Origin of the sequence: Advenella sp. EE-W14 (assembly GCF_012923605.1) — a bacterium.
Classification (GTDB): domain Bacteria; phylum Pseudomonadota; class Gammaproteobacteria; order Burkholderiales; family Burkholderiaceae_B; genus Advenella; species Advenella alkanexedens.
Genome location: NZ_JAAVNG010000007.1, coordinates 185,275 through 211,710 on the forward strand (window position 1 = coordinate 185,275; position 26,436 = coordinate 211,710).

The 26,436-nt window shown below is 50.0% G+C and carries 25 protein-coding genes; 9 read left to right on the forward strand and 16 right to left on the reverse strand.

Annotation, left to right across the window (positions count from 1 at the left end; all coding sequences use genetic code 11):
* Positions 1–117: 117 nt before the first annotated feature.
* Complete coding sequence (gene ettA / locus HCX92_RS04975; RefSeq protein WP_169293824.1) at positions 118–1,791, forward strand: energy-dependent translational throttle protein EttA; 1,674 nt, start codon at positions 118–120, stop codon at positions 1,789–1,791.
* A gap of 154 nt (positions 1,792–1,945) precedes the next feature.
* Positions 1,946–2,158, forward strand: coding sequence for a glycine zipper 2TM domain-containing protein (locus tag HCX92_RS04980; protein WP_169293825.1), 213 nt, complete (start codon positions 1,946–1,948; stop codon positions 2,156–2,158).
* Positions 2,159–2,485: 327 nt separating this feature from the next.
* Here the strand turns inward: HCX92_RS04980 and minE are convergent, their stop codons facing one another.
* From minE to HCX92_RS05000, 5 genes are all read right to left on the reverse strand, one after another.
* Positions 2,486–2,761 carry a cell division topological specificity factor MinE gene (minE, locus tag HCX92_RS04985; protein WP_169293826.1) on the reverse strand — a complete coding sequence of 92 codons (276 nt, stop codon included), beginning with the start codon at positions 2,759–2,761 and terminating at the stop codon, positions 2,486–2,488.
* 1 nt (position 2,762) lies between these two features.
* Positions 2,763–3,578, reverse strand: a complete 816-nt coding sequence (minD, locus tag HCX92_RS04990) for a septum site-determining protein MinD (RefSeq protein WP_169293827.1) — start codon at positions 3,576–3,578, stop codon at positions 2,763–2,765.
* A 90-nt stretch (positions 3,579–3,668) separates the two neighbouring features.
* Positions 3,669–4,427: a septum site-determining protein MinC gene (gene minC, locus HCX92_RS04995; protein ID WP_169293828.1), complete on the reverse strand. Its 759-nt coding sequence runs from the start codon at positions 4,425–4,427 to the stop codon at positions 3,669–3,671.
* Positions 4,424–4,468: a CRISPR-associated DxTHG motif protein gene (locus HCX92_RS15030; RefSeq protein WP_353851140.1), complete on the reverse strand. Its 45-nt coding sequence runs from the start codon at positions 4,466–4,468 to the stop codon at positions 4,424–4,426. The genes minC and HCX92_RS15030 overlap by 4 nt, the downstream gene beginning before the upstream one ends.
* A complete protein-coding gene (locus HCX92_RS05000; RefSeq protein WP_169293829.1) occupies positions 4,452–6,203 on the reverse strand; it encodes a glutamine--tRNA ligase/YqeY domain fusion protein in 1,752 nt (583 codons plus the stop codon). Before HCX92_RS05000 ends, HCX92_RS15030 begins: the two co-directional genes overlap by 17 nt.
* A gap of 109 nt (positions 6,204–6,312) precedes the next feature.
* Between HCX92_RS05000 and HCX92_RS05005 the strand changes: the two genes are divergently transcribed.
* Both HCX92_RS05005 and HCX92_RS05010 read left to right on the forward strand, forming a co-directional pair.
* Positions 6,313–7,464 carry a cytochrome ubiquinol oxidase subunit I gene (locus HCX92_RS05005; protein WP_169293830.1) on the forward strand — a complete coding sequence of 384 codons (1,152 nt, stop codon included), beginning with the start codon at positions 6,313–6,315 and terminating at the stop codon, positions 7,462–7,464.
* The gene (locus tag HCX92_RS05010; RefSeq protein ID WP_169293831.1) at positions 7,461–8,483 is read left to right on the forward strand and encodes a cytochrome d ubiquinol oxidase subunit II; all 1,023 of its coding nucleotides are present in this window, start codon (positions 7,461–7,463) and stop codon (positions 8,481–8,483) included. The genes HCX92_RS05005 and HCX92_RS05010 overlap by 4 nt, the downstream gene beginning before the upstream one ends.
* Here the strand turns inward: HCX92_RS05010 and HCX92_RS05015 are convergent.
* The 5 genes from HCX92_RS05015 to HCX92_RS05035 form a co-directional block, all read right to left on the reverse strand.
* Positions 8,480–9,883, reverse strand: coding sequence for an ATP-binding protein (locus tag HCX92_RS05015; RefSeq protein ID WP_169293832.1), 1,404 nt, complete (start codon positions 9,881–9,883; stop codon positions 8,480–8,482). The genes HCX92_RS05010 and HCX92_RS05015 overlap by 4 nt on opposite strands.
* Positions 9,880–10,587 carry a response regulator gene (locus tag HCX92_RS05020; RefSeq protein WP_169293833.1) on the reverse strand — a complete coding sequence of 236 codons (708 nt, stop codon included), beginning with the start codon at positions 10,585–10,587 and terminating at the stop codon, positions 9,880–9,882. Before HCX92_RS05020 ends, HCX92_RS05015 begins: the two co-directional genes overlap by 4 nt.
* Before the next feature lie 111 nt (positions 10,588–10,698).
* Positions 10,699–11,403, reverse strand: coding sequence for a DUF6776 family protein (locus tag HCX92_RS05025; RefSeq protein ID WP_169293834.1), 705 nt, complete (start codon positions 11,401–11,403; stop codon positions 10,699–10,701).
* A 36-nt stretch (positions 11,404–11,439) separates the two neighbouring features.
* On the reverse strand, positions 11,440–12,168 hold the full coding sequence (gene murU / locus HCX92_RS05030) for an N-acetylmuramate alpha-1-phosphate uridylyltransferase MurU (RefSeq protein WP_169293962.1): 729 nt from the start codon (positions 12,166–12,168) through the stop codon (positions 11,440–11,442).
* Positions 12,168–13,214, reverse strand: a complete 1,047-nt coding sequence (locus HCX92_RS05035) for an aminoglycoside phosphotransferase family protein (RefSeq protein WP_169293835.1) — start codon at positions 13,212–13,214, stop codon at positions 12,168–12,170. The genes murU and HCX92_RS05035 overlap by 1 nt, the downstream gene beginning before the upstream one ends.
* A gap of 288 nt (positions 13,215–13,502) precedes the next feature.
* Between HCX92_RS05035 and HCX92_RS05040 the strand changes: the two genes are divergently transcribed.
* Genes HCX92_RS05040 through rsmA form a run of 3 tightly spaced genes read left to right on the forward strand, consistent with a single transcriptional unit; the run spans position 13,503 to position 18,183 of the window.
* Positions 13,503–15,908, forward strand: a complete 2,406-nt coding sequence (locus tag HCX92_RS05040) for an LPS-assembly protein LptD (RefSeq protein ID WP_169293836.1) — start codon at positions 13,503–13,505, stop codon at positions 15,906–15,908.
* Positions 15,908–17,395, forward strand: coding sequence for a peptidylprolyl isomerase (locus HCX92_RS05045; RefSeq protein ID WP_169293837.1), 1,488 nt, complete (start codon positions 15,908–15,910; stop codon positions 17,393–17,395). Before HCX92_RS05040 ends, HCX92_RS05045 begins: the two co-directional genes overlap by 1 nt.
* A 2-nt stretch (positions 17,396–17,397) precedes the next feature.
* The gene (gene rsmA / locus HCX92_RS05050) at positions 17,398–18,183 is read left to right on the forward strand and encodes a 16S rRNA (adenine(1518)-N(6)/adenine(1519)-N(6))-dimethyltransferase RsmA (RefSeq protein ID WP_169293838.1); all 786 of its coding nucleotides are present in this window, start codon (positions 17,398–17,400) and stop codon (positions 18,181–18,183) included.
* Positions 18,184–18,279: 96 nt separating this feature from the next.
* On the opposite strand, the gene HCX92_RS05055 is transcribed toward rsmA, so the two are convergent.
* Both HCX92_RS05055 and pyk read right to left on the reverse strand, forming a co-directional pair.
* Positions 18,280–19,425 (reverse strand): glycerate kinase, encoded by a 1,146-nt coding sequence (locus HCX92_RS05055; RefSeq protein WP_169293839.1) that lies wholly within the window; start codon positions 19,423–19,425, stop codon positions 18,280–18,282.
* 72 nt (positions 19,426–19,497) lie between these two features.
* Complete coding sequence (gene pyk / locus HCX92_RS05060; RefSeq protein WP_169293840.1) at positions 19,498–20,937, reverse strand: pyruvate kinase; 1,440 nt, start codon at positions 20,935–20,937, stop codon at positions 19,498–19,500.
* Positions 20,938–21,452: 515 nt separating this feature from the next.
* Between pyk and HCX92_RS05065 the strand changes: the two genes are divergently transcribed.
* Together HCX92_RS05065 and HCX92_RS05070 are read left to right on the forward strand one after the other, a co-directional pair.
* The gene (locus HCX92_RS05065) at positions 21,453–21,875 is read left to right on the forward strand and encodes a hypothetical protein (RefSeq protein ID WP_169293841.1); all 423 of its coding nucleotides are present in this window, start codon (positions 21,453–21,455) and stop codon (positions 21,873–21,875) included.
* 78 nt (positions 21,876–21,953) lie between these two features.
* Positions 21,954–22,619 (forward strand): hypothetical protein, encoded by a 666-nt coding sequence (locus HCX92_RS05070; protein ID WP_211182278.1) that lies wholly within the window; start codon positions 21,954–21,956, stop codon positions 22,617–22,619.
* A 190-nt stretch (positions 22,620–22,809) separates the two neighbouring features.
* Here HCX92_RS05070 and HCX92_RS05075 read toward each other — a convergent pair whose 3' ends face one another.
* The 4 genes from HCX92_RS05075 to HCX92_RS05090 form a co-directional block, all read right to left on the reverse strand.
* Positions 22,810–24,327, reverse strand: coding sequence for a YdgA family protein (locus HCX92_RS05075; protein WP_169293842.1), 1,518 nt, complete (start codon positions 24,325–24,327; stop codon positions 22,810–22,812).
* Positions 24,328–24,364: 37 nt separating this feature from the next.
* Complete coding sequence (gene gloA / locus HCX92_RS05080; protein ID WP_169293843.1) at positions 24,365–24,784, reverse strand: lactoylglutathione lyase; 420 nt, start codon at positions 24,782–24,784, stop codon at positions 24,365–24,367.
* A 159-nt stretch (positions 24,785–24,943) separates the two neighbouring features.
* Positions 24,944–25,645 (reverse strand): M48 family metallopeptidase, encoded by a 702-nt coding sequence (locus tag HCX92_RS05085; RefSeq protein ID WP_169293844.1) that lies wholly within the window; start codon positions 25,643–25,645, stop codon positions 24,944–24,946.
* 55 nt (positions 25,646–25,700) lie between these two features.
* Positions 25,701–26,432, reverse strand: coding sequence for a 1-acyl-sn-glycerol-3-phosphate acyltransferase (locus HCX92_RS05090; RefSeq protein WP_169293845.1), 732 nt, complete (start codon positions 26,430–26,432; stop codon positions 25,701–25,703).
* Between the last annotated feature and the right edge of the window lie 4 nt (positions 26,433–26,436).

Here is a 26,436-nt window from a genome sequence, read left to right on the forward strand (position 1 = left end):
AATCGTTTGATTGTACTGGATTTTTAATGTGTGCCCGAGTGCCTGCCCAATTCCACAAACGGACAATACGGCAGGAAATGGCTACAATGAGTCCTTTTCATATTTACACATATAAAAATGGCCCAATACGTATATACCATGAACCGAGTCGGTAAAATCGTGCCCCCCAAGCGGCAGATTTTGCGTGATATTTCCCTGTCTTTTTTTCCGGGCGCAAAAATTGGCGTCCTTGGCCTGAACGGCTCTGGCAAATCAACCCTGCTTAAAATCATGGCCGGTGTTGATAAGGATATCGAAGGCGAAGCCATTCCCATGCCTGGGCTGAATATTGGCTATTTGCCGCAAGAACCCCAGCTGAATCCCGGGCACACCGTGCGTGAGTCGGTGGAAGAAGGCCTGGGCGAGGTGTTTACCGCCCGTAAACGCCTTGATGAGGTGTATGCTGAATATGCCGAGCCTGATGCCGACTTTGACAAACTGGCAGCTGAACAGGCCGAGCTGGAAGCGATTATCGCGGCAGCGGCAACCAGTGGTGCCGATGATATCGAGCATCAGATGGAGATCGCGGCCGATGCGTTGCGTTTACCTGCCTGGGATGCCATGGTTGGCCATTTGTCAGGCGGTGAAAAACGCCGTGTTGCGTTGTGTCGCCTGTTGCTGTCCAAGCCCGATATGCTTTTGCTTGATGAGCCGACCAACCATCTGGATGCGGAAAGTGTGGAGTGGCTGGAACAGTTCCTGCAGAAATTCCCCGGCACCGTTGTGGCCGTTACCCACGACCGTTATTTTCTGGATAACGCTGCGGAATGGATTCTGGAGCTTGACCGTGGTCATGGCATTCCGTGGAAAGGCAACTACAGCTCCTGGCTGGAACAAAAAGGCAATCGCCTGCAGCAGGAAGAAGCCGCCGAGTCCGCTCGTCAGAAAACCATTAAAAAAGAACTGGAATGGGTACGTCAGAATCCCAAGGGACGTCAGGCAAAATCCAAGGCACGTCTGGCCCGTTTCGAGGAATTGTCGTCGCATGAATACCAGAAACGCAATGAAACCCAGGAAATCTTTATTCCCGTGGCAGAGCGTTTGGGCAACGAGGTGATTGAATTTGTAAATGTCAGTAAGGCATTTGGTGATCGATTGCTGATTGATGACCTGAGCTTTAAAGTGCCGCCCGGTGCCATTGTGGGTATCATTGGTCCTAACGGGGCCGGTAAATCCACCCTGTTCCGCATGATTGCCGGGCAGGAGCAGCCCGACTCCGGAGAGGTCAAGATTGGCCAGACTGCCAATATTTCTTTTGTGGATCAGTCGCGCGAAGCCCTGAGCAATGATAAAAACGTATTCGACTTTATCTCCAATGGTGCCGACTTGCTAACGGTTGGAAAATTTGAAATGCCGGCCCGTGCCTATCTGGGACGTTTCAATTTCAAGGGCTCAGACCAGAACAAAATGGTTGGACAACTGTCGGGTGGTGAACGCGGACGTTTGCATCTGGCGGCCACGCTGATTAAAGGTGGCAATGTTCTGTTGCTTGACGAGCCCTCCAACGATCTTGACGTGGAAACGTTGCGTGCCCTGGAGGATGCTTTACTGGAATTTGCCGGCAGTATCATGGTGATCAGTCATGACCGTTGGTTCCTGGATCGTATTGCCACTCATATTCTGGCGTTTGAAGGGGATTCACAAGTCGTGTTTTTTGATGGCAACTATCAGGAGTATGAGGCCGATAAAAAACGTCGTTTGGGTGAAGAAGGTGCCAAACCCAAACGGATTCGCTACAAAGCCTTGAAGTAAGTTTCAGTGGATGTCAGAAAGCCTGTATATTTGAATTATTGATACAATTTAAATCGTAAATATATAGCCAAATGAGTGGTATTTTGAGAACCTGTCAGTAACAGGATAATGTTTTAATTGTTGAATCTCTGGCCAATGCCTGAAGGAGTTTAAAATGAAGGTACAAAACGTAAGCAAGGTAATGTTGGTTGCCGTTGTGGCCGCTGCATTAACCGGTTGTGGCAACATGAGCACACGTGATAAAAGCACAATTGGTGGCGCAGCCATTGGTGGTGTGGCAGGTGCCGTGTTAACGGGTGGCAGCGGCTGGGGTACTGTTGGTGGTGCTGCCGTTGGTGGTGTTATTGGTAACCAGGTTGGTAAATAAACGTCCATAAGTGCCCGATGAACAGAACAGGTCAGTTTTGACTTGCCTGTTTCAAATCAGAAACCCGAACATTGATCAATGTTCGGGTTTTTTATGGAAATTTGTTTTGAATAATGTTGTTGATTTATCAAAAATGTTAAGAATTGATAAAAAAATTGATACCCAGAAGAAATAACGGTTTGTGGGCGATCCCAAGCGGAGTGCCTCTCGCTCCCACGCTCCTGCGTGGTAGCGGGTATGTTTCCTGGCTCTGGCTTGGGCTTGCGTTCCCACGCGGAGCGTGGGAACGAGTACGATGCTCCTGCGTGGAAGCGGTCATGCCGTTTATTACTCTGTTTTTTTGTTTTTATCTTCCTGGGGCATTTCAATCTTAACTTCAAGTACTTCAAGGGTATCTTTGCGATCAAGATGAACCTTGATGTCATCAGCGTTGATTTTGATGTATTTGGAAATGACCTCAATGAGCTCTTTTTGCAATGCGGGAAGGAAGTCGGGCTCGGTGCTGCCCGGACTGCGTTCACGCGCAAGGATGATTTGCAACCGGTCTTTGGCTACACTGGCCGAAGACTTTTTTTCTCCCAGAAAAAACTTGAGGAATGACATATTATCTCCCCCCGAAGAGCCGTTTCAACAAGCCCGGTTTTTCGTATTCGGTAAATCGCAGGGGTTTTTCCTCGCCCAGATAACGGGCGACGATATCCTGGTAGGCTTCGGCGACGTCGGTGTCTTTCAGGTGAATGGCGGGCATACCCGCGTTGGATGCCTGAAGGACCGCTTCGGATTCAGGCACAACGCCAATCAGCTTGATGCGCAGGATATCCTCAATGTCTTGCAGGGAAAGCATTTCGCCCTCTTCGACACGTTTGGGGTTGTAGCGGGTCAGTACCAGGAACTCCTTGACGGGTTCTTTTGACTCCTCGGCGCGTTTGGACTTGGAGGACAGAATACCCAGGATACGGTCGGAGTCCCGAACGGATGAAACTTCGGGGTTGGTTACAACCAGTGCATCATCGGCAAAATAGGCAGACATTAAAGCGCCGGTTTCAATACCGGCCGGAGAGTCGCACACAATGTATTCAAAGCCCATTTTTTTCAGGTCTTCAAGTACTTTGCCAACGCCTTCTTTGGTAAGCGCGTCTTTGTCACGGGTTTGTGATGCGGGAAGGATAAACAGGTTTTCAAGTTGTTTATCCTTGATGAGGGCCTGATTAAGGGTAGCTTCTTCCTGGATCACGTTGACGAAGTCATAAACAACGCGGCGTTCGCAACCCATGATAAGGTCCAGGTTGCGCAGACCGACGTCAAAATCGATCACAACGGTTTTGTGGCCACGCATGGCCAATCCTGCAGAAAAGCTGGCGCTGGTGGTGGTTTTGCCCACACCGCCCTTACCTGATGTAACGACAATAATACGTGCCATGAAAAGATATTCCTGTAATCTTTAAATGGTCATTATCTTACTGCATAATGACCCTGTTAAACTGTAAAAAAAATTAAAAAAAGCCCATTGTTAATTATGCTCATTGTTGGCAATGAACGTGAGCGATTCATTTTCCAGTTCCACGATAACCGCCTGCTTGATGAGGTTCTGGTTAAAATCTGCGTCAATGAGGCGGTAAATACCTGCAATGGCCAGCAGCTCGGCATCCAGGTGAGTGGTAAAAATACGGGCTTGGGTATTACCTCTGGCACCGGCAATGGCCTTGCCCCGCAGGGGACCGTACACGTGGATGTTGCCATCAGCGATGATTTCGGCACCCCGGCCAACCGCACCAATAACGATCAGGTCACTGTTACGGGCATAAATACGCTGGCCTGAGCGAAGCTGACGTTTGATGACCAAGGAGGGTTCAAGCTGTGGTGTCTCGACCGGTTTGGCTTCCGGTTTTTCGGGTTTTGGCTGTGGTATGGGGGCAGCAGGTGGCTCGTGAGGCACACGCTCTGCATTGGACGGCGTGGAAAGGGTAACTGGCACCAGGCCGGCTTGACGCGCGCTGTCCAGAATACTTCCTTCGGCCATGACGCCAATCACCGGCAGGTGGTTGGCCTGCAGGTGACTGAGCAGCGCAGACCAGTCTGGCGCTTCATTAATCCGGGTTGCATCAAGCACAACAGCCTCATCCTTGAACAGGCTGCCGGCTTCCGTCATTTTACGGGTAATGGCTTCCTTAAGGGCAGCAAGATCGCTGCTATTGAGCACAATGCGTAATGCAAACAGGGAGGCACTTTTAAAGATGAGTGCGTTAGTTGTATTGGCTTTGCTTGTCACAGTAATGCCTGTTTCTGAAAAAAGTTAAATCCATGAGTCACGCAGAGTTACACTGCGGTTGATAACCGGTACCTCACCAGATTCCGGGTCTACGGTAAAGTAGCCCAGGCGCTCAAACTGCCAACGTGCACCGGGGGTGGTTTGGATGCCCGGCTCCAGCCAGCCCTGAACGGTTTGCATGGAGTTGGGGTTGATGCATGCCAGGAAGTCTTTGTCCTGGCCATCGGGATGGGCATCGGTAAACAGACGGTCGTAAATGCGGAATGTGGCCGATTGGGCATATTTGGCACTAACCCAGGTGATATTGCCCTTGACCTTGACGCTGTCTGCACCCGGTGTACCGCTTTTGGTGTCGGGCAGGTATTCGGCATGCACCTCGGTAATATTACCCTGTTCGTCTTTGATACAACCGGTACAGCGCACGACATAACCGTATTTCAGACGTACCTGGTTACCGGGGAACAGGCGGAAATATTTTTTCGGAGGCTCTTCCCTGAAATCATCGCGCTCGATCCAGAGTTCACGGGTAAACGGGAAAGTGCGACGGCCCTGGTCCGGATTATGCGGATTTTTTGGGGCGCTGCAGTCTTCCTGCTGGTTTTCAGGGTAATTGGTAATAACCAGTTTGAGGGGGTCAAGCACTGCCACGGCACGGTCTGCGATAGGGTCAAGGGTGTCGCGAAGGGATTGTTCAAGAATGCTGTAATCAATGCGTGAGTCTGATTTTGAAACGCCGATGCGCTCACAGAACAAACGCAGGGATTCGGGGGTGTAGCCTCGACGGCGCAATCCAGCCAGTGTGGGCAGGCGCGGGTCATCCCAGCCATTGACATGGTTTTCCTTGACCAGTTGCAGCAGCTTGCGTTTGCTGGTGACCACATGGTTAAGGTTAAGGCGGGCAAACTCATACTGTTTGGGCAGGGGCTCATTCAATTTGCCCAGGAAAACCAGTTTTTCAAGGACCCAGTCGTAAAAGGGGCGCTGGTCTTCAAATTCCAGAGTGCAAATGCTGTGGGTAATGGTTTCCAGCGCGTCTTCAATGGGATGGGCAAAGGTGTACATGGGGTAAATGGGCCACTGATTGCCGGTGCGGTGGTGCTCGGCATGGCGAATGCGGTAAATAACCGGGTCACGCATATTGATATTGGGTGAGGCCATGTCCACTTTTGCCCGTAGCGCCATACTGCCATTGGGGTGCTTGCCTTCACGCATTTCAATAAACAGCTGCAGTGATTCTTCAGCGGGGCGATCACGCCAGGGCGAATTGGTGCCTGGCGAAGTGAGCGTACCGCGGTTGGCCCGCATTTCATCGGGGCTTTGCATGTCTACATAAGCATACCCACCCATGATAAGGGCTTGGGCGAAGTCATACATGTAATCAAAATAGTCACTGGCGAAATACAGGTTTTCCTGGTCGTTGTTGCGCCAGGAAAAGCCCAGCCATTGGACGGTGTCCTTGATGGCATCAACATATTCCTGTTCTTCTTTTTCGGGGTTGGTGTCATCAAAGCGCAAGTGGCAAATGCCACCGTAATCCCGGGCCAATCCGAAATTAAGGAAGATACTTTTGGCGTGGCCGATGTGCAGATAGCCATTGGGCTCGGGCGGAAAGCGGGTACGGATTCTGGCGCTGTCTTTGGGTGCATTGGCCTGTACCGATGCAGGGCCGGGTACACCTGCCCATTTTTTGGATTGGTAGCGTCCTGCACTCAGGTCATTTTCAATAATGGTTCGCAAAAAATTGGAAACGGGTACATCAGTTGAGAAATCAGTCATACAGAAATTTATCAATAAATCATGAAATAGCATACATTCTGCCACGTTCAGGAGTTAGACTCACGGTGAATAATCATAGTTAAACAAAATAGTTTGCGAATTGTTGCTTATGCTTGAAATTTCCCCGCTTTTGCTCGCCGAATGGCAGTTTTTTGGCTCGTTAGGGTTTTTGTCAATATTTGTGTCCGTGTTGCTTACATCGGGCTGGATGCTGCTTTTTCTGAAGCTGGCCTGGCGCCGGACAGGGCAGGAAGCCTGGATTGGCGTTTATCGGTATTGGGTCAGGGTCTTTGCCCTTGCCATGATGGTTAGCATGGCCGTGATCGTGTCCCTGATGATACAGGTAGGCACTTTATGGCCGGCATTGCTGATGAAAATTGCAGGAGTGGCCGGGCCATTGGCCTGCTTGGCTGTTTTGCTGGCTTTTGCCTGTAAATTGATTTTCCTTAATGGCATGCTTTACCGTCAGGGAAAAATGAAAGAGGGGTGGCATACGGCCTCGGTCTTTATGTCGGCGTTGAGTGTAACCGCGATTGTTTACCTGGTACTGGCTTTGCAGTCATGGATGAACGCGCCGCAGGGAACCATCAAGACAGAGAGCAATATTGTTGTGTACGATTGGATGGCGATTGTGTTTCATCATGAAATTGTCTGGCGCCTGCTGCTGGTTTTTGCCGGCTCCAGCCTGTCCATGGGGTTCATGATGATGGGAGTCAGTGCATGGCAGGCACGGCAACGGCCGTTGAGCCGGGCTGAAAACCTGAGTTTCCGGATTGGTCTGGTCATGGCCTTGTATGGTTTTGTCGTTTTCATTGTTCCCGGTTTTTTTGCCCAGGATACCTTGTTCGTGGCTTTCTCCACCGATGGCTGGCGAAGTGTGTGGTGGGGTGTCATTCTATTGCTGGGTATGATGATGTCAGTATTGGCTGTTTCATGCTATTACCTGTTGGGCAAAAAAAGGGAAATAGGTAAAACACCGGTGTTTTTGCAAAAATGGTGTTCAGGCATGACATTTTCGGGGTGGTTGCTGGTTTTGCTAATGACGCTCTTGTCTTATGTTCGAAACTTGCCGTTCATTGTGCAGGGAGAAATTGCCCTGCAGGAAGTGTTTCGGCCCATTGGTACCCAGGCACTGGTGCTGTCTTCGGTGATGTATCTGGTGGTCTATCTGGTGATTGTGGCCAGTTTTATACAAATGTTTTACCAGGCAGCCCGCTATGGGGTGGTGCCGGTGCGTAAAACTGTAGGAGCAGCGGCATGACGGAACTGGCAAACTTGTTGGGTTTGAGTATTTATGATCCGGTGTTCTGGATGCCATTGGCCTGCATGGCGGCATTTTTCTTGCTGGTACTGATGGGTGCCATCCTGGATGGTTTTGATCTGGGGGTCGCCTTGTTGTTGCCATTTGCCGGTGAGCATCGTGACCGTATGGTGGGCCTGCTGGGACCATGGCGCAATGTCAATGAGTTTTGGTTGTTGTTGGGAGTTGTTTTTTTCATGGCTGTTTTTCCCAAGGCCTGGGCTTTTATTTTTGGAGTTCTGTATTGGCCCATGATTGCGATTGCCCTTGGGGTATTGCTGCGTAATATTGCTTATGAGTTTCGACTGAGGTCTGCCGGTTGGCTGCGTCGTTGCTGGACCACCCTGTTTTTTACCGGTTCTTTGTCTATGGTGTTGGGGCAGGGCTGGGTCTTGGGGAAATTCGCGGTTAATTTCCAGGATGAGCCTGGTTACGAATTGTTTGTCTTGTTCATTGCCCTGAGTGTTGTCGCCCTGTATGCCCTGTTGGGGGCACTTTGGCTGGTGATGCGTGTAAGTGCTTCACAAGGCTCCCTGCAGGAAATGGCGATTAAATGGGCACGTCGTACGACAAGACTGGGTGCAACGGGTTTGTTTGCTTTAATGGCTGCGCTTGGATTTAGCAATACGGGTATTTTTTATAAGTGGGCGCTGTTTGATACCTTGGGTATTGTTTTGCCTGGCTGGCTGTTGATGTTAAGTCTGTTTGTCATGATTGAAATTTTGCTCAGGCATGCGCATAAGAATGACTGGCTGGGGCGCTTGCCCTTTATTTTGTTGTTATTGGTCATTGTATTGGTGGTGGCCGGTTTTGCTTACAGTTATTTTCCGTTTCTGGTTTATGATGAATTAAGCCTGTGGGACAGTATCGATTCGGTGACTACGATGCGTTTGCTGGTGGGGTGCATGGCTTTTGTCTTGCCCGTCATGCTGGTGTATTTTAGCTGGGTCTACGGGGATATTTTCGATAAACTGCGTTAGCTTTCGGCCAGGGGCAGCGTGATGTCCACACGCAAGCCACCCGACTCACCGCTACCCAGCTCCAGAGAGCCATGATGTGCTTTGGCAATGGTGTCGGCCAGTGCCAGCCCCAGGCCCACACTACCGGTTTTGGTGCGTGCGGAGTCGAGTCGGGAGAATGCGCGCAGGGCTTCGGTACGACGTTCAAGCGGAATACCTTCACCATGATCACAGACAGAGATCACCACTTTTTTCCTGTCAGCGTGCACATGGACTTCAACCGGTGGCTGGCCGTGCTTCAGGGCGTTGCTAATCAGATTGTCCAAAAGCCGCCCCAATGCCAGGCCATCGGCATGGATATAAATTTTGTGTGTGGGCATGGATTTCAGGAAAACGGGGCTGCCAGCACCTTCCCAGGATGAAACCCGTTCATCGATCCAGGCATTGAGCTCCAGTTTGGTGAAGGTGTAGGTGCCTGGGTCTGAACCGCGGACATAGCCAATGAATTGATCGATCATGCGCTGCATATCTTGCACGTCGTTGCGCATGCCTTCTTTTAACGCCTGGTCATCGGTCATTTCCAGCCTGAGCCACATGCGGGCCAGCGGACTTTTGAGGTCGTGTGGCAGACCTGCCAGCAGGGTTTGCTGGACCAGCTTGGATTCCTCAAGGGCATCCAGCATGGCGTTGAAGCGTTCACCCAGCGAACGGGTTTCGGTGGGGCCTGCTGGCGTTACCCTTTCGGGGCGCCCTTGGGCAAGTTGGTCTGCCGCTCTGCTCAGGCGGGTAAGCGGGCGGGTGATATGCCAGGCAAAACCGGCCGCCATGGCAATCAGTAACAGGTTAATGCTTAGCCAGGCCATCATGATGGCCTGCATATTGGGTGGTTCTATCCGGTCAAGCGGAATTACCAGCCATTCCCGTATCACGGTATTGTCAAACTCGTTAAGCTGTGGCAAAAGGGAAATGTACATGCGTGGCTCTTCACCACGGGACAGTCCCACCCGGGTGCCGTCATTCAGGGCACGGTTCAGGTGATTGATAATGTCCTGCAGGTTGTTGCGCAGGTCACCCGTTGGGTATTCCGCCATTTTTTCGTGACGCGGGGCGTTTTCAGCACCCCTGCGCAGAGGTTGTGAAAAACGGGTGTCTTTGGGAAGCTGACGCGACCATAAACGCCATTTTTTTTGTGAGGCTTCTTCAATAAAGCTGGCCCTGTTTTCTGCCGGTATCTGGGCGACGGCCGCCCTTAAGGTGCGAATGGTGGTGGTCAGGTAATTAACCACCACGTCTTCCATATAACGTTCCCTAAGGTAATTGCCAACCGATAGGCTGCCAACCTGGACCAGAATGATTGTGCCCAGCATCATGAGGATCATTTGCAGGCGCAGGGAGCGGGGCCACAGCTTGAATTTTTTCATGCATCAGGGGAAAACCGGTAGCCGATTCCCCATACGGTTTGTATCCAACGCGGGTCTTTGGGATCGTCTTCGATTGCCCGGCGCAGGCGCAGAATGGCAATGTCGATGGCACGGTCGTTGCGTTCTCCTTCATCGTCATCGCGGGCCAGCGCCAGCAGACGTTCGCGGGACAGGGGTTTGCCCGGATTTTTGACCATGGCCTCGAGCAGGTTGATTTCACCGCCAGTAAGCTTAACGACAGTTTCACCCTTGAACAGTTGGCGACGTGCCGGGTCAAAGGTGAAGGGGCCAAAACTGATGGGGGTTTCCTTGACCAGTGCCGAAGGACCTTTTTTACGGCGCAAGACGGTTTCTATGCGGGCCAGCAATTCTCGCGGGTCAAAAGGTTTGCCCAGATAGTCGTCCGCCCCTGACTCAAGACCGATAATGCGATCAGCGGTTTCATCGCGGGCAGTCAGCAAAATAATGGGAATGTCTTCATTTTGGCTGCGTAGCTTGCGACAGGCTTCCAGGCCGTCTCCACCGGGTAACATGCGGTCAAGCACGATAAGGTCGGGTGAGAATTTGGTAATGCGCTGAGGCAGGTCTGTGGCATCCGGGGCCAGTAGCGTATCGTAACCGTGACGGTTAAGGTACTCGGCCAGCAGCTGCCTGAGTGCCGGGTCGTCATCCACAACGAGAATTTTAATAAGCTGTTTTTCCATAGTATTCACATCTTGCCAAAGTGTGTGTCATTAGGCAAGTGTTGGAAATGAATTGAAATTGAATGACGACTGAAAATCAGCCCCGCCTGTAAAAGGCAGGGCTGATAGGGATTACCGTATATTGAAAGTGCGGTTGGCCTGGGTTTTCTGGTCGTCGATACTGCGAACCCGAATCGTGACTTTTCTTGGGGTCAGGGTGGGGGGCAATGTCAGGCTTCCGCCGACTTGCTGGAAATTGGTGATGTTGATATCGGTAGGAGGTATTTCGGCATAGCCGGTTTTGCCATTACGGTATCTGCCTTCTACAATAAACTCAAGTTGAGCTTTGTAATCAGGTTGGGCATCATCGCTTTTCATGATGAGCAGTTTGTAATCAAGTTTACCCATCGAACCATCAAATTCGGCGGCACGGATGCCCAGCGGGTTGCCACTTGGGTCGGCAGGAATGGCTTTTTTGATAAGTTCCAGATCGGCCGTTAGCTGCTGGATACGTTCCTGGCTGCTTTTCAGGGTGTTGCCTTGGGCGGAATTGCTTTTTTTCAGGGCGTCAAGATCCAGGGTGGTTTTTTCCAGTTCGGCCTGAAGACGTTGTTTTTCCTGGGTCAGCATGCTGATCTCATTGGTCAGGCTGTTGGATTCCTCAACGCTAAGACGTTTGGGACCATAGTTGGTTTGCAAAAACCAGAATCCGCCTGCGCCCATGATGACACCAGTAAACAGGATCACGAGCCAGCGAGGCATGCGCTTGCCGCGACGGCTGCTACTGCTTTCATAAACGGAGGGTTTGAAAACGGCTCTTTTTGAAGATCCAAACATTACTGAACTATCCTTTGGTTACGAAATGAAGTGATTTCATCGGGGTTGAACGGAGGAGGCAAGGGCATTGCTGTCATATTGTAACTGCTGGTCAAGCAGTGTCAGCCTTTCAGGGGTGCCAACATCAATCCATTGTCCGGTATGAAGGCTGCCTGCCACGAGACGGCTTTGCATGGCCAAACGCAGCAGGGGGGCCAGTGGCTGCGACTGTTTTGGGTTGACGCCTCTGAAAAAGGAGGGATGATATACACCAATGCCGGCAAAAGTGTGATTAATGGTCTCTGCGGTTTTGTTGTGCAGGAACCCTTGACGATCCAGATGGAAATCCCCTTCGGGGTGGTGAGGGGGATTATCCACCATGAGCAGCCATGCTTGTGTTGATGCATGCTGCAAATGGTCAGTAATTGTAACGGCTTGCGTGGGGTTCCAGTCACACCAGATATCGCCATTGATGACCAGAAAAGGCTGTTCGCCCAGCAGGGGCAGTGCATTGGCAATGCCGCCTGCGGTTTCCAGGCCTTTGGGGGATTCGGCCGAGTATTTAATGGTAACGCCAAATTGGTGGCCATTGCCCAAGGTCTCTTCTATTTTGTGACCCAGCCAGGCATGGTTGATGACAATATTGCTTATTCCGGCACTGGCCAGACGTTCTATGTGCCACACAATAAGGGGTTTTCCACCTGCGCACAGCAGTGGTTTGGGCAAGGTATCGGTGAGCGGGCGCATGCGTTCGCCACGGCCGGCAGCCAGAATCATGGCCTGAATCAAAACGTATACCCCACTTTGTGTTCGATGTTGTCCAGACGATCCAGCAGTCTTAACAGGGGTTTGAAAACAAGATAGCGGTTGGCAACCTGGCGCACATAGGCGTTGACACGGGGCATGTGCTGCAGGTAATGATCTTTGCCATCACGAATGGAAAGTCGCGCAAATACACCCAGGATGCGTAAATTCCGCTGTAATCCCATGAACTCGTAATCGGTGTGAAAATTGGCGAAGTCATCGGGGACCGCCAGTTTTGCATCCCGTGCCATTTGCCAGTAACGAATAGCCCAGTCCAGTTGCTGGGGCTCCTCCCAGGTGGTGCGGGCATCCATGACCAAAGAAGCCAGGTCATAGGAAATGGGGCCGTTGACCGCATCCTGGAAATCGATGATGCCGGGGTTGGGCCCATACATGTCCTGGTCACACACCAGCAGGTTGGGGGAATGGTAGTCGCGATGCACGAATACGCAGGGCTGTTTGGCATTGTGGGCCACCAGCAGGCTGAAGGTTTTTTCAAGTGCGTTTTTTTCATCATCGCTTAACTGGCTTTGGCAATGTTGATGAACGTACCATTCGGTAAACAGCTCAAGCTCATCGCGCAAACGTTGCGCATCATAGGCGGGTAATCCCTGGACACTGGCCTGCTGCATTTGTACCAGGGCCTGAAGGGCATCACGGTACAGGGATTGCAGGGTGGCGTCATCAATTCCTTGCTGAATGCGCTGGTAATAGGTGTCGTTGCCAAGGTCAGTGAGTAGCAGCCAGCCGTTTTCCAGATCTTTTTCAAGGATAGCCGGTACATTCAGTCCCGCTTTGGCCAGTTTGCCAGCGATATCAATAAAGGGCGTGCAGTTTTCGTGCTGTGGTGGAGCATCCATGATGATAAGGGGAGCCTGGTTGGTATCGACACGGAAATAACGCCTGAAACTGGCATCGCTGGATGCCGTGCGCAGGCTTGAGATTTGAATGTGATGGGTATTTGCAATGACAGCCAGCCATTGTTGCAAGGCATCTTTGCGGGGATCTGCGGAAACGTTTGAGGGCATAATTATAAAAAATGAGTATTTCGCGACAAGTGGGTGACGAAACCTGAGTCCTGAATGTAAAATCGGTTTAATTTCAGTGAAAGAATTAAAAAAGCCGCTTTAAATTAAAGAGCAACTACTATAATTGGTCGTTTCGACGTGGCAGTTACTCTGGGAAGACCTATTTTAAGCTTTTTAACCGGGTTTTGTCTTTGCTGCATCAATAAATAGTCTGCAGGAGTAATGTCATGGGTGGTCGTTTGCAACCGGGAATAAAATTGTTTGTGTTCCATATAAATAGAATCTTGAATGGATTTGTTTTTTGTGCGTAAAGTTTGTGCTCTTACTCTGCTGGCGCTTGCCGCATTTGCCAAGACCGGCTTTGTGCTGGCTGCCCCCGGGATTCGTATTGATGAATACCCGACTTTGCAGGATTCATCTTTGTTGCAGGTTACCACCGGGAATAAAAACAATACCGTTACGTTTACTGATAGCGAAAAGGCGGGTTACGACAACAACAGCAGTGATATTACCCTGCATGGACTGGCGCAGGTGCGGCGTACGGATGCTATCCTGAAAAGTGATCAGATCCGTTATAACACGGATAGCGGAGAGATGACGGCAAGCGGCAATACCCGCTTTTTCAAGGATGGCACCCTGATTACCGGTACGGGGCTACATTACAATATCAATACGGACAGTGGCAAGTTTTATGAGCCTGTTTTTAATCTGGCTGGCGGTGGAAGCGGTACGGCCAGCGAGGCCGAAGCGCTTGATGAAAATCACACCCGGTTGCTGGATGTCATTTATTCAGGTTGCGATTGCCCTGAGAAGTTCTGGACAATCCAGTCGCCACAGGTTGATATTTACGAGGATGAAAACGAAGGGATTGCAAAAAACGGGGTACTGTATATCAAGGGGGTTCCTGTACTTTGGTCGCCCTACCTTACCTTCCCCGTCAGGGCAGAAAAGAAAACGGGTTTTCTGACACCTACTTATGGTTATACCTCAAGAGGTGGTTATGATCTGGCTGTTCCGTATTTTTTCAATCTGGCGCCCAATTATGATGCCACAATAACTCCCCGTTATTTAAGCAAGCGCGGATTACTGATGGGTGGGGAGTTCCGCTATTTAATGCCAGGTTATTCGGGTATTGTTTCGGGTACCTATATTAACAAGGATATGGATACCCGTGATAAACGCTGGTCGTATTCCATTTTGCATGACCAGCATCTGGGCCAGTTCCTGGGGCTGAAATTCAATCTGGATCTGGATTGGAATGGTGTGTCTGATGACAACTATTTTCGCGACTTTACCAGTATGGGTCTGAATGAGGCAGACCAGACCTATTTATCAAAACGGGCTAGCCTGAACTGGTCGGGGTACGACTATTGGAGCGGTTATTTAACGCTGCAAAAATACCAAACCCTGCAAGATGACACGCTGGGATACTTATATGGGCAATATGAAAAAGTACCCGAGTTCAAGGTGCGTGGCAGTCGATATGACTGGAACGGGTTTGATGTGGAAACCGACAATACCCTTACCCGTTTTGAGTTTCCCACCTACTTTGGGGATATCGCTGATTTTTCCAGAACCGATGGCCACCGGGCCCCTGATGGTACGCGTTTTTCATCCTATAACGCGATTAGTTATCCCATTGTCCGTCCTGGCTGGTATGTCACGCCCAAGGCGGCCTTGCATGCCTCTCATTATTCGACGAACTGGTATGAAGAGTTCGGTAAATATGGTTTCAGAAGCCAGGCGGGTACGCAAAAGGGGTCGATTAACCGGGTTTTGCCCATCTTTTCCCTTGATAGTGGCATGACGTTTGAGCGTAACACCACGTTGTTCGGCAAACCGTCCCTTCAAACGCTTGAGCCCCGTCTTTATTACTTGAATATCCCCTATAAAAACCAGGCGGATATTCCTGTTTATGATACCTCCATCAGTCAGTTCGGTTTTGGTTCGGCTTTTGCTGAAAACCGTTACAGTGGTGGCTGGGATCGCATTAACGATGCCAACTTGCTTACCTTGGGAATAACCAGTCGCTGGTTTGACGAGGATAGCGGTTTCGAGCGATTGGCTTTGCAACTGGCGCAACGGTTTTATTTTGAAGACCAGAAAGTAACCCTGCCGGGAGAAGAGGCCCGTAAACGCTCCAAATCGGATTATCTGGCGGGTTTAAGTGCCGCGCTGACCGATACCCTGAACACCGAACTGGCCGTGCAGGTGGATTCGGCTGACCAGAATGTGGTGCAGTCTTACGCCTCTTTACACTGGAAACCCAAGCGCCTGACCAGCGTTTCCATGTCTTACCGTTACCAGCAGGATCCTTTCCTTGATGAGACTGGCAATCCGTTACGTTATCAGTTAAAGGGTAAGGAAACCACCAGCCTGTCGGCACAGTGGCCATTTACAGAAAAAATATCCGGTGTTGGTCGTATCGATTATTCCATTCAGGATAAAAGGGTAACGCAATCCATTCTTGGGTTTGAATATAAAGGCAACTGTTGCTGGACCGGCCGGGTTGTCATGCAGCGTTATGCTGTTTCAAAAGAAAAAGCAAATTCTGCTATATTCTTACAATTGGAATTATCCGGTCTTGGATCTCTGGGTAGTGATCCAATGGGTTTGTTAAGAGAAAATGTGCGGGGCTATGAATCAACAACGGTCCCGGTTCCAGTAAAATCTACATTTGAAAGGTATGAATAATGCGTAGACTAAAACGCGTACGCCAACTCGCATTTGCAACCATTCCCGTTTTTTGCCTTGCTTTGCCAATGGTGGCGCAGGCAGCACCGGGTACAGCAGGCAAAACTGCGAAAACACAAGCTCAGTTTGGTGATGGCATAGCCGCGGTAGTCAATACTGAAATTATCACCATACGCGAGCTGGACAATCGAATGGCGTCCTTGCGAATCAGCGGGCAGGGCGGTGCGACCCGGGATCAGGTGCTGCAGTCCATGATTGATGAAAAACTGATGAAGCAGGATGCCGAACGGCTTGGCGTCAAAGTTACCGATGCCCAGTTAAATCAGGTGCTGGCAACGATCGCTCAGCGCAATAACATTCCTGTTGAACGTCTGAAAGAAGAAGTCAGCCGTTCTGGCATGAAATGGGATGAGTACCTGCAAAACCTGCGCAGTGAAGTGATGATGGATCAATTGCGCAACCGTATTATTCAAAGCCGTATCAGTGTGACCGAATCTGATGTGGATGCTTTTTTGAAGCAGCATCCCACCGGCGTGCTACCTAAAAAAGAGGTTGCTTATACGCCTCCTCCTCCCCAGAAACAGGTCGTGATTGAGCGTTCTTTTGAGCCTAAAGCCGTTGCCTTGCAGCATATCTTCATTCGTGTCCCCGATAACGCGTCTGCAGACGTTGTGGAGGCAGCCCGTAAAAAAGCCAATGAGGCAATGAGTAAACTCAGACGGGGTACCAGTTTTGCTGCGGTCGCCAAAGAATATTCCGATGCGCCGGAAGCGGCTAATGGTGGCCAACTGGGAATCCGGCTGTTTGAAGACTGGCCTTCCCTGTTTGTGAACGTGACCCGAAACGTGGCGGATGGACGTACGACCGGGGTTTTCAAGGCACCTAATGGTTTCCATATTTTGAAGGTGATCGAGCGTCGTGGCTTGATTAAAGAAAACAAGCGTGTCGTGAATGTCCAGCCACCACCACCGCCCAAACCACAGCTTTCTCCCATGGAAATAGCTGCCAAACAGCAAGGGCCGGTTGAAGTGACTGAATCCAATGTCCGTCATATTCTTGTCAAGACCAGTCCTGTGGTGTCTGACAAGCAGGCTTATGAGCGGATCCAAAGCCTGCATAATCGTTTAAGCAATGGCGAGGCTTTTGAGGATGTGGCGCGCAAGTTTTCGCAAGATACCTCGGCGCCACTGGGGGGAGAAATTGGCTGGATAGCGCCAGGTACGGCCGATCCTGAATTTGAAAAAGCAGTGGCCAATTTGCAGCCGGGTCAAATCAGTAATCCAGTGCGCTCCGCTTTTGGCTGGCACATTATTGAAGTGCTTGATCGACGAACCGGAGACAAACAGCCTGAAATCCGTCGTATGTTGGCTCGCCAGACCCTGTATGAGCAACGGGCAGAACCTATTTTTGAAGACTGGTTGCAGCAATTGCGTTCACAGTCGTTTATCGATAATCGCCTGAGCGGCTCCATTTCTGCCAGAAACTGATTATGACAGCACATCAGGCAAGAAAGCGGTTTGGCCAGCATTTTCTGGTGGATGAAAGCGTAACTGAGGCGATTGTCCGTGCAGTCAATCCTGACCGTGGTGACAAGGTGGTGGAGATCGGGCCGGGGCTGTCAGCCCTGACGGCCCCATTGCTGGCTTGCCTTGATCACCTGACGGTGGTTGAAATTGACCGGGATCTGGCACAGCGGCTACGCAATACGTTTAGTCCCAAAAAAATAACGGTCCATGAGGCCGATGCCTTGACGGTGGACTTCAGTCAGTTTGGTTCTCCTTTAAGGGTAGTGGGAAATCTGCCTTACAATATTTCCAGTCCCTTGCTGTTTCATTTAATGGACTATGCCAGTCATGTGCAAGACCAGCATTTCATGCTGCAAAAAGAAGTGATTGACCGAATGGTGGCCAAGCCGGGTTCGTCCGATTATGGCCGTTTGTCTGTCATGTTGCAGTCACGCTATAAAATGCATTGGCTGTTTGATGTTCCCCCCGAAGCCTTTGATCCTCCCCCGAGGGTGATGTCGGCAGTGGTGCGAATGGTTCCATTGCCTGACTCACGTCCAGCGCCGAAACAATGGCAGGTGTTTGAACAGGTGGTTGCCCGTTCTTTTTCGCAACGCCGAAAAATGTTGCGTCGCTCTTTGGCTGACTGGGAAATAGACTGGGATGTAGTGGGTATTCAGGAAACGGCTCGGGCTGAAGCCTTGAGTGTGGCTGATTTTATCCGTCTTTCCGACTATTTGCTGGATAGCGGTAAATTCAACCGGGTTTGAAGTGTGAAATAGCACTCGTTCCCACGTGGGAACGAGTTTGAGTTGCCTGGTTTTTAATTGTCCAACATTGGGGACTAATTGTTTAAACTTATAGTTTTATCTCCCGTTTTTTATCTGCTTGGCCATGAAAACCCGCATAATATCCCGACTGCGATCCTGAAGCAGGCTCGAGGTATGTTGCATGGCGTCCTGTAACGTGATGGGACCGTTACACAGGCTGAAGGCCGCGGTCATTCCCTGGCTGTATAAAGCCTGGTAATTGCTACCAAGGGTACCGGCAATCACAATCATTGGAACCTGATGCATTTGTGCCAGGGCGGCTATGCCGGCCAGGGCTTTACCTTGCAGGGTTTGATCATCCAGCTTACCTTCTCCTGTAATAATCAGATCGGCAATTTCAATCAGATCGGCCAGGCCCGCAAATTCGGCCACTATTTCCACCCCTGGACGAAATCGTGCATTCAAGAAACTCAATCCGGCAAAACCAAGGCCACCTGCTGCACCTGCACCCTGTTCATGACGCCTGTCTCTGCCAAGCGTGATCGCAGTAATATCGGCATAATTCGCCATGATCTGGTCAAGGAGCCGAGCCTGTTCTGGCGTAGCTCCTTTTTGTGGACCAAAAATCGCAGCAGCGCCATGGGATCCACATAAGGGGTTGCTGACGTCAGAGGCCAGGGTAAATGCTGTTTGCGCCAGGCGTGGCTCCAGACCTGAAAGATCTATTTTTTCCAGTCTGGACAGCGCTTCGGGTACGGGTTCCAGCAAGACATTGTTTTTATCCTTAAACTGAATGCCCAGGGCGGCAAGCATGCCAGCACCGCCATCGTTGGTGGCTGAACCGCCCAGCCCCAGAATGATGTGTTTGACATTTCTATTTAAAGCCTCAAGGATAAGTTGGCCAACGCCAAACGTATTGGCACGCAGTATATTTCTGTGCTGGGGCTGGATTTGCTCAAGACCGGCAGCACTGGCCATTTCTATAATGGCAGTGCCGGTGTCGTGCATGGCCCAGGTGGCTTGCACCGGGTGGCCCAAGGCATTGCGAACGGTGCTTTGCATGAGGGTGCACGGCGTGCTTTGGGCAATGGCCAGGACGGTACCTTCACCGCCATCGGCCATCGGGACGCAATGGATATTGGCATCGGGAGCTGCCTGCATTACGCCTTTGGCAATGGCTTTGGCCACGTCATGGGCTGGCAGGCTTTCTTTAAAAGAGTCGGGGGCGATGATGATTTTCATGGGATGTATGCATTCCCAACGCGGGAGCGTGGGAACGAGTATGCTCCTGGGCGGGAAAAAATCAAGTTTAAATTAATTGACACAGATCAGTTTCATGCTGTTGGTGCCGTTGCCGGGGGCTGACAGGTCTCCGTTGGTCACAATGATCCAGTCACCGCTGTTTAGCGTTTGGTGTTTTTTCAACTCATCAAGGGCGGCTTGCATAAGTATCGCAGGATCAAGATGGCTGTTGTCAAAATTTACCGGGTAAACGCCCCTGAAAAGGGCAACGCGGTTTTGGGTTTCTTTATGACGGGTAAAACAATAAATGGGAACGCCTGAACGGATGCGTGACATGATAAGTGGTGTATGGCCACTTTCGCTAAGGGAAATAATGGCTTTTACGCCAGGGAAGTGATTGGCGGCATACATGGCGGAAAGCGCGATGGCTTCATCACAGCGTGGAAAAACCTGCCCCAGTCGATGACCGGATTTATTTGACGTAGGATGTTTTTCGGCTCCCATGCAAATGCGTGACATGGCCGTGACGGCCTCAACCGGATAATTGCCCGATGCACTTTCGGCCGACAGCATGACCGCATCGGTATAGTCCAGAACAGCATTGGCGACATCAGACACTTCAGCGCGAGTGGGGATGGGGTTGGCAATCATGGACTCCATCATTTGCGTGGCCGTTATAACCACTTTATTCAGAGTGCGTGCATGCAGGATGATTTTTTTCTGTATGCCCACCAATTCCGCATCACCGACTTCAACCCCCAAGTCGCCACGGGCAACCATGACGGCATCACTGGCTGTAATCAACTCATCCAGGGCCTGGTCATCAACCACGGCTTCAGCGCGTTCAATTTTGGCCACAATCCAGGCGTGGCTACCGGCCTGGCGGGCAAGTTGCCTGGCATGCTCAATATCGCTGCCATAGCGGGGAAAAGAAACAGCGATATAGTCGGCATGAATGTCGGCAGCCAGTTTAATGTCTTCTTCGTCTTTAGCTGTAAGGCTAGGAGCGGAAAGACCGCCACCTTTGCGGTTGATGCCTTTGTTGTTGGAAAGCGATCCACCGCTCACGACTCGGGTATGCACTTCCTGGCCTTCAATGCCGGTAATTTCCAGCACGACCCGGCCATCATCAAGAAGCAGTTCATCTCCGGCCTGGCAGTCCGTCACCAGGGCTGGGTAGTCAATACCGACAATATGTGCCGTGCCTTCATTGTATGGATGGGTGTTGGATAGAACAAAGGGTTGTCCAGCCTGTAATGTAACCTGTCCGTTGATGAATCGGGCAATCCTGATTTTGGGGCCTTGCAAATCAACCATGATGGCAATATGTTTTTGCAGCTTGCGTGCGATTGCCCTGATGGTTTGGGCCTTATGGCGGTGTTCTTCGTGGTTGCCATGAGAAAAATTTAGCCTCGCAACGTTCATGCCAGCCAGAATCATCTTTTCAATTTGATCGGGCGTTTGGGTTGCAGGCCCCAATGTCGCCACAATTTTAGTGCGTCTTAGGTTCATTTTATTATTTTCTCATCATGTAATAATTTTGTTTGTGTTACAAAAAAGTAAGAAAATATCAATTAAAGTGTTGAAAACTTTATTGATTCATGTAGAATTAATTTCAACAAAAGCAGGTATGCAGCAAATAAATAAGGTTCAGGCAAGTACTGAGCCATCATACATAAATTATTAACTACTATCAGCAATTCAAAATCCTTTGGCAGTATAAGTTTTAGAAAACAAATATATATAAGTTTCAACTTTCACTGTTTCTGTACTTTTATCAGGACGAATGTATCACTTCCCTTCAATGTTAGGGAATATGTAGTCCGTTTCACTATCTAATTATGTGGCAATGTAACAAATTAAGAATTCAGCAATTTGATGGTTCAAGTTGCTGAGATTGGTGGGATGATCTCCCTGTTCGATATTGCATATATATGAGTAAATTGACTGGGTGGGATATTCCATTTTGCAGTAACCGTGCCGGACGGCATCCGGTTCGAAAAATGTATCCGTAAAGGAGCAGCAAAATGAAAAAACTACTACTTATCTCTGCGTTGACTTTGGCATCTGGTACGTTCATGGCTACCAGCGCACAGGCACAAACTTTTAGTATTGGGCTTGGCGGTTTTGGTGCAGGAGGAAGTGCAAGCAGTTCCACTAGTGGCGCATCTGGTACAGGAGGCACACAGGGCTCATTTGGTTTTGGGGCTGCCGGCAATCAATCCGGAGCCTTGACTCAGTCAAGCGGTACTGCTGCAGTTACCATGAGTCCTGTTGGAGTGGGTACATCTACAGGTGGACACTCTACTACTGAGCAATATGGTAACGGTTTCTCTTTAGGAGGAGCTGCCCAAGGTACATCTTCAAATGCCGGTAGTGGCTATAGTACCAACGCTGGCGGTTTTGGCGGTTTTGGTGGCTTTGGTCTGGTTGGTGGTCTCTGGCCATAACCCAGGGCTCAATCGCCTTAAAAATTATAATATGCATATTATTCTTGGAGGGGGTTTCCCCCTCCGAAAGGAATCGCCATGAAAAAAATATTCACTGCAATTGCACTATTATTTGCATCGGGTCAGGTACTGGCACAGGTTAACGTGGGTGCCGGGGCAGAAGCTTCTGCGGGGTCATCTTCCGGAGCCTCTTCAAGTGCAAACGTCACTTCGGGAGGAGCGGCCATTATTGACCTTACCTTTGGTGGATCAGAACAAAGGAAATCCCAGCGTATACACACGACCCCTAACGTTTATGCACCTGCAAGCATGTTTGGCGGGGCCAATAATTGCGGTCAATCCAATACTATTGGCGTCGGTTTTACCGGTTTTGGAATAGGTGGTTCGATGGCAGGTGAATCAGATGCGTGTAACGCACGAGAGGATACCAGTATTGCCTATAAACTGGGTTATAAGGAAGTTGCGGATATGCGTTTTTTCTGTTTTGGTGAAGACGTGAACCGCATGGCTTATGAGGCTACCGGACGGCGTTGTCCAAGCACGGCGACCGCCAAGGGTTTGCCAGAAAATGAGGTGGTTGCCAATCGGGTATCAGCACCTCCTGCAGTTGTGGTGAACAATCCTGGCACCAATGCAGTTGTAGCTAATACTGCCCGTACAAATTCTCCCAGGCAGGTCAGGGCCATTGCCTCAGGCAATGAGCTTGACGAGCAACGCTTGCGGGCTTTTTATGGCAATAATTAAGGGTTTGTTTGGTAAAGATGATTTCTACCTGAAAGAGACGTTATTAACAGGTGATTTTGGGGTATCACCTGTTAATAAGCAAGAAGATCTGATCGCGCTCTGTTGCTAATTAATTCAAGTTTGTATTAATTGGCAGACGAACAGTGAGGTATTGTCGGGTCATTGCTGTTTCGCTTTCAAACTCATGCATTTATTCTGCAGGTTCGGTCTCAGTCTCGTTTTCAAGGGCTTGAAATAGCTCCTCTTCGTTTAGCAACGCAGGGGCAGCCGATGTGCCTGCCAAGCCAAGCAGGGAGGATGCTCTCATGGCGAACTCATTCAAGCCCATTTTTTTGCCATTGAAGTCAATCTGACTGTCTTCGGGTTGATCGGCATCATAGGTGACTGAAGACGTGGTTTTGCCATCTTTGTAAATAGCCATGCCGGATTGTTCCGCGACAAGGTTTGCCATGGCAGCAAGGATTTGTGCTTGAGCATCAGCTTCGGCCTTGTCTGTACCTTCGGAGATCTGAATAATGCCTGAGCCATATTCTTTGATAAGATTGTCATCAATAGAAAAGGATAGATTGGCTTTGCGCAATGATTCAGCGGCAAATAATTCCGGAGACTCCCTTGATTCGGCAGAGGCTTTTTCTCCGTTAAAAGCAACTCCGAAATTCAGCGATGCTTCGCCGGTTGTCGCTTTTATACGGAAGGGATCAATATGGAACTCAAATTTGTCATCAGCCAGTTTGACAAACAGGGTTTCGAAATGATCGGCCAACTCTTCTTCCTCGAATGAAGCAGAACTCAGATCCAGGCTGGCTGTTGCGCGGCTAAACTCATTAAGCGCCTTCATGTCCAGGTTGTTCACGGTCATCTTCAGGGCTGTGGTGCCAAAATCAATTTTGTTGACGTTGATATTATTCACGGAATAGGTGATGTCACCATTGAGCAGGCCTGCGGAAGATTCAGTCGTGCTGGCATTGACGTCGACCGAGTCGATGGCAATGGATTGGTCCGAACTGGTAATATTGAATTTTCCAAATGTTAAGGAAGTATCACCAATATAATTTTTGTGGGCGGTTCGGGTTGTTTTATTGCTAAGCTTAAAGCCGTCCGTAGACAGACTGCTGGTGCTTTTTCCCGTTGCTTTCATCGCGCCACCCATGGCTTCTGTATTGAAAAAAGCGTAATCAAGATTCGTGTGCGTAATCGCCTGTATCGGTTCGACCATGATTTCAACATCCTGATCATCGAATTTCAGTGGTGCGGTTTCAATCGTATTGGCAATTTCCTTGGCAAAAGAAAGCACGCTGCTGGATGTAAACGGCTCCTGTCCATTGGCGGCATCAAACAGTATTTTTGTATTGTCATTGTTAATGAGCGTGGTTTTGCTAATGGCCAAGGCGGGCGTAAAACGACCTTCCTGAATTAATGGCAGGGGGCCGTGAAAAACCTGGTTCAGGAACGTAATATTGGAAAGTTCTTGGGGCAGATCAGGTACATCTATGTTGAGCTTATAAATCCCGGTAGAGGAAAGAAAGCCTTTTTCATAGCTGACCTCACTCAGACTGAGATAGGGAGAGGTGTGTGCCAGAAATTCATTGAGATTACTGATGGATTTATCGATCTCACCTTTGGCCTGTTGGCCAACGTACCAGGTAGAGCCTCCCCATACGACACCGGCAGCAACAAGCGCGCCAATAACAATATTTGTTGTTTTCATAATGTACCTTTTTAACTTTATGGTTGTTTAACAGGATTTATTCTGCATGCAAACCAGTGCCTGAAGCTTGCATGTTTTTGCGTTCGATCAGCTCGATCTTGTAGCCGTCGGGATCTTCAACAAAAGCAATAACGGTGGTGCCACCCTTAACCGGACCGGCCTCACGTGTCACTTTGCCTCCGGCAGCCTTGACGGCTTCACAGGCCTGGCCGGCATCTGGCACGCCAATGGCAATATGGCCATAGGCGGTACCCAGTTCATAGGAGTCAACACCATGGTTATAGGTCAGTTCCAGTTCGGCCTGATGGGGGTTGGCCTCAAAACCCAGGAAAGCCAGACTGTATTTGTATTCGGGGTTTTCCGAACGACGCAGCAGTTTCATGCCAATTACGTTTGTATAAAATTCGATGGAACGCTCAAGGTTGCCGACTCGAAGCATGGTATGTAGAAATTGCATGATGACTCCTGGTGGAAATGGTTACAAACGGACTATTTTAGCAAACCTGTCTTTACCCAATGATGGGTGCAGTATATTTAAATGACGGGTACTGTAAGAAAGATACAACGGCATTATATAGATGAAAACTGAAGGCGGGTGAGCGCTTTCATACCTATCTTAAAGGATGGGGAGCGTACGCAGGTTTTTTTGTTTCAGCCTGTTTTTGGCGGCTTCATAAGTGGGCAAAATGCGTTTGACTTCGGCCCAGAAGCGGGGACTGTGATTCATTTCTTTCAGGTGAGCAAGCTCATGGGCAATGACATAGTCAATCAGATCCGGGCACAGATGGATCAGGCGCCAGTTCAGGCGAATCTGCCCATTGGCGTTGCAGGAGCCCCAACGGGTTGTGGCACTGGACAGGCGCAGGCACTGGGGTTTTGTGCCGCTGCTTTGCTGGAAATGTCTCAGACGGGTTTCAAACCAGGCCAGGGCACGCCCCTGAAACCATTGGGTGCAAGCTGTTTTAATGGCCAGGGCATTGGCGGTGGATGGCAGGTTGAGATAGAGAAGATCGTTATCTTGTGCCAGATTGTAATTGCCCTCATAGCGGCATGAAGCCAGCTGCGGGTCAAGTTGAACAATAATTTGCCGGCCCATATACGGCAATTGCGTGCCATTTTGCCAGCGGATGGGGGTGGGGGATTCTTGTTGCCATTGCAGCAACTTGCTTTGGATCCAGGTTCTTTTTGCCTGGATGGCCTGATCGATGACGGTTTGCGAGACCCATTTTGGCGCGGTAATTTTCAGTCCTTCAGCGTTAACCGTAAAACCAATGCTTTGCCGATTGGAACGCTGAAGAGTGTAAGTAATTCTATCCATGGGTAGTGTTGATAAAGGATAGTTGATTCATGGATATTATTGCCTTTGTGGAGCGTCAGGTCTTGTCGGTGTAACGATGTGGACTCAGTACACGCATTTCCCCTTCAATCCATTCTTCAACTTTGCGGTTAAGTTGGTCGTGGGTAAGGCCTTCGGATGAAATGGGAGGGCCAAACGAGAAGGTCACCAGACCGGGTTTTTTGAGGAAAGAATTGCGCGGCCAGACTTCTCCGGCATTGTGCGCAACCGGAACGACCGAGGCACCGGCATGGACGGCAAGACGAGCCCCACCTGATTGGTAGCGGCCTTTTTGTCCGACGGGTATCCGGGTTCCTTCGGGGAACAGAACCGGGCTGTGGCCTTCGCGGATGCGCTTGCTGCCAATGTCCAATACCTGTTGCATGGCACCCTTGCGATCGGAGCGGTTGATGGGAATATTGCGCAGGCTGGCCAGCCCCCAACCGAAAAACGGGATGTAGTTCAGTTCTTTTTTATAAATGAAACAGGCCGGCTTGGGTGAGAACCAGGGGAAAAGCAGGGTTTCATAGGCAGACTGGTGTTTGCTTAGAAATACCACCGGTGTAGTGGGAATATTTTCCCTTCCCTTGATTTTCCATTTGATGCCAAGAATATATTTGGCTCCCCACATAAGCAGATGGGGCCAGCCTACCGTGAAACGGTATCGCCATTTGAAGGGAAAAGGCAGCAGCAGGAAACACCCGAGTGCGAAGGGAATGAGAGTAACGGCTTGAAAAACCAGAAACAGCAGGGCACGTAAAAAAGACATGATG

What these genes read in the sequence shown, in the direction of transcription:
- HCX92_RS05010 (WP_169293831.1), top strand. Translation starts at nt 7,461, where the DNA reads ATGACGGAACTGGCAAACTTGTTGGGTTTGAGTATTTATGATCCGGTG.
- gloA (WP_169293843.1), bottom strand. Translation starts at nt 24,784, where the DNA reads ATGCAATTTCTACATACCATGCTTCGAGTCGGCAACCTTGAGCGTTCC.
- pyk (WP_169293840.1), bottom strand. Translation starts at nt 20,937, where the DNA reads ATGAACCTAAGACGCACTAAAATTGTGGCGACATTGGGGCCTGCAACC.
- HCX92_RS04980 (WP_169293825.1), top strand. Translation starts at nt 1,946, where the DNA reads ATGAAGGTACAAAACGTAAGCAAGGTAATGTTGGTTGCCGTTGTGGCC.
- HCX92_RS05045 (WP_169293837.1), top strand. Translation starts at nt 15,908, where the DNA reads ATGCGTAGACTAAAACGCGTACGCCAACTCGCATTTGCAACCATTCCC.
- HCX92_RS05055 (WP_169293839.1), bottom strand. Translation starts at nt 19,425, where the DNA reads ATGAAAATCATCATCGCCCCCGACTCTTTTAAAGAAAGCCTGCCAGCC.
- HCX92_RS05000 (WP_169293829.1), bottom strand. Translation starts at nt 6,203, where the DNA reads ATGACTGATTTCTCAACTGATGTACCCGTTTCCAATTTTTTGCGAACC.
- HCX92_RS05005 (WP_169293830.1), top strand. Translation starts at nt 6,313, where the DNA reads ATGCTTGAAATTTCCCCGCTTTTGCTCGCCGAATGGCAGTTTTTTGGC.
- HCX92_RS05025 (WP_169293834.1), bottom strand. Translation starts at nt 11,403, where the DNA reads ATGTTTGGATCTTCAAAAAGAGCCGTTTTCAAACCCTCCGTTTATGAA.
- HCX92_RS05090 (WP_169293845.1), bottom strand. Translation starts at nt 26,432, where the DNA reads ATGTCTTTTTTACGTGCCCTGCTGTTTCTGGTTTTTCAAGCCGTTACT.
- HCX92_RS05065 (WP_169293841.1), top strand. Translation starts at nt 21,453, where the DNA reads ATGAAAAAACTACTACTTATCTCTGCGTTGACTTTGGCATCTGGTACG.
- rsmA (WP_169293838.1), top strand. Translation starts at nt 17,398, where the DNA reads ATGACAGCACATCAGGCAAGAAAGCGGTTTGGCCAGCATTTTCTGGTG.
- ettA (WP_169293824.1), top strand. Translation starts at nt 118, where the DNA reads ATGGCCCAATACGTATATACCATGAACCGAGTCGGTAAAATCGTGCCC.
- minD (WP_169293827.1), bottom strand. Translation starts at nt 3,578, where the DNA reads ATGGCACGTATTATTGTCGTTACATCAGGTAAGGGCGGTGTGGGCAAA.
- minE (WP_169293826.1), bottom strand. Translation starts at nt 2,761, where the DNA reads ATGTCATTCCTCAAGTTTTTTCTGGGAGAAAAAAAGTCTTCGGCCAGT.
- HCX92_RS05070 (WP_211182278.1), top strand. Translation starts at nt 21,954, where the DNA reads ATGAAAAAAATATTCACTGCAATTGCACTATTATTTGCATCGGGTCAG.
- HCX92_RS05040 (WP_169293836.1), top strand. Translation starts at nt 13,503, where the DNA reads ATGGATTTGTTTTTTGTGCGTAAAGTTTGTGCTCTTACTCTGCTGGCG.
- HCX92_RS05035 (WP_169293835.1), bottom strand. Translation starts at nt 13,214, where the DNA reads ATGCCCTCAAACGTTTCCGCAGATCCCCGCAAAGATGCCTTGCAACAA.
- HCX92_RS05085 (WP_169293844.1), bottom strand. Translation starts at nt 25,645, where the DNA reads ATGGATAGAATTACTTACACTCTTCAGCGTTCCAATCGGCAAAGCATT.
- HCX92_RS05075 (WP_169293842.1), bottom strand. Translation starts at nt 24,327, where the DNA reads ATGAAAACAACAAATATTGTTATTGGCGCGCTTGTTGCTGCCGGTGTC.
- HCX92_RS05020 (WP_169293833.1), bottom strand. Translation starts at nt 10,587, where the DNA reads ATGGAAAAACAGCTTATTAAAATTCTCGTTGTGGATGACGACCCGGCA.
- HCX92_RS05015 (WP_169293832.1), bottom strand. Translation starts at nt 9,883, where the DNA reads ATGAAAAAATTCAAGCTGTGGCCCCGCTCCCTGCGCCTGCAAATGATC.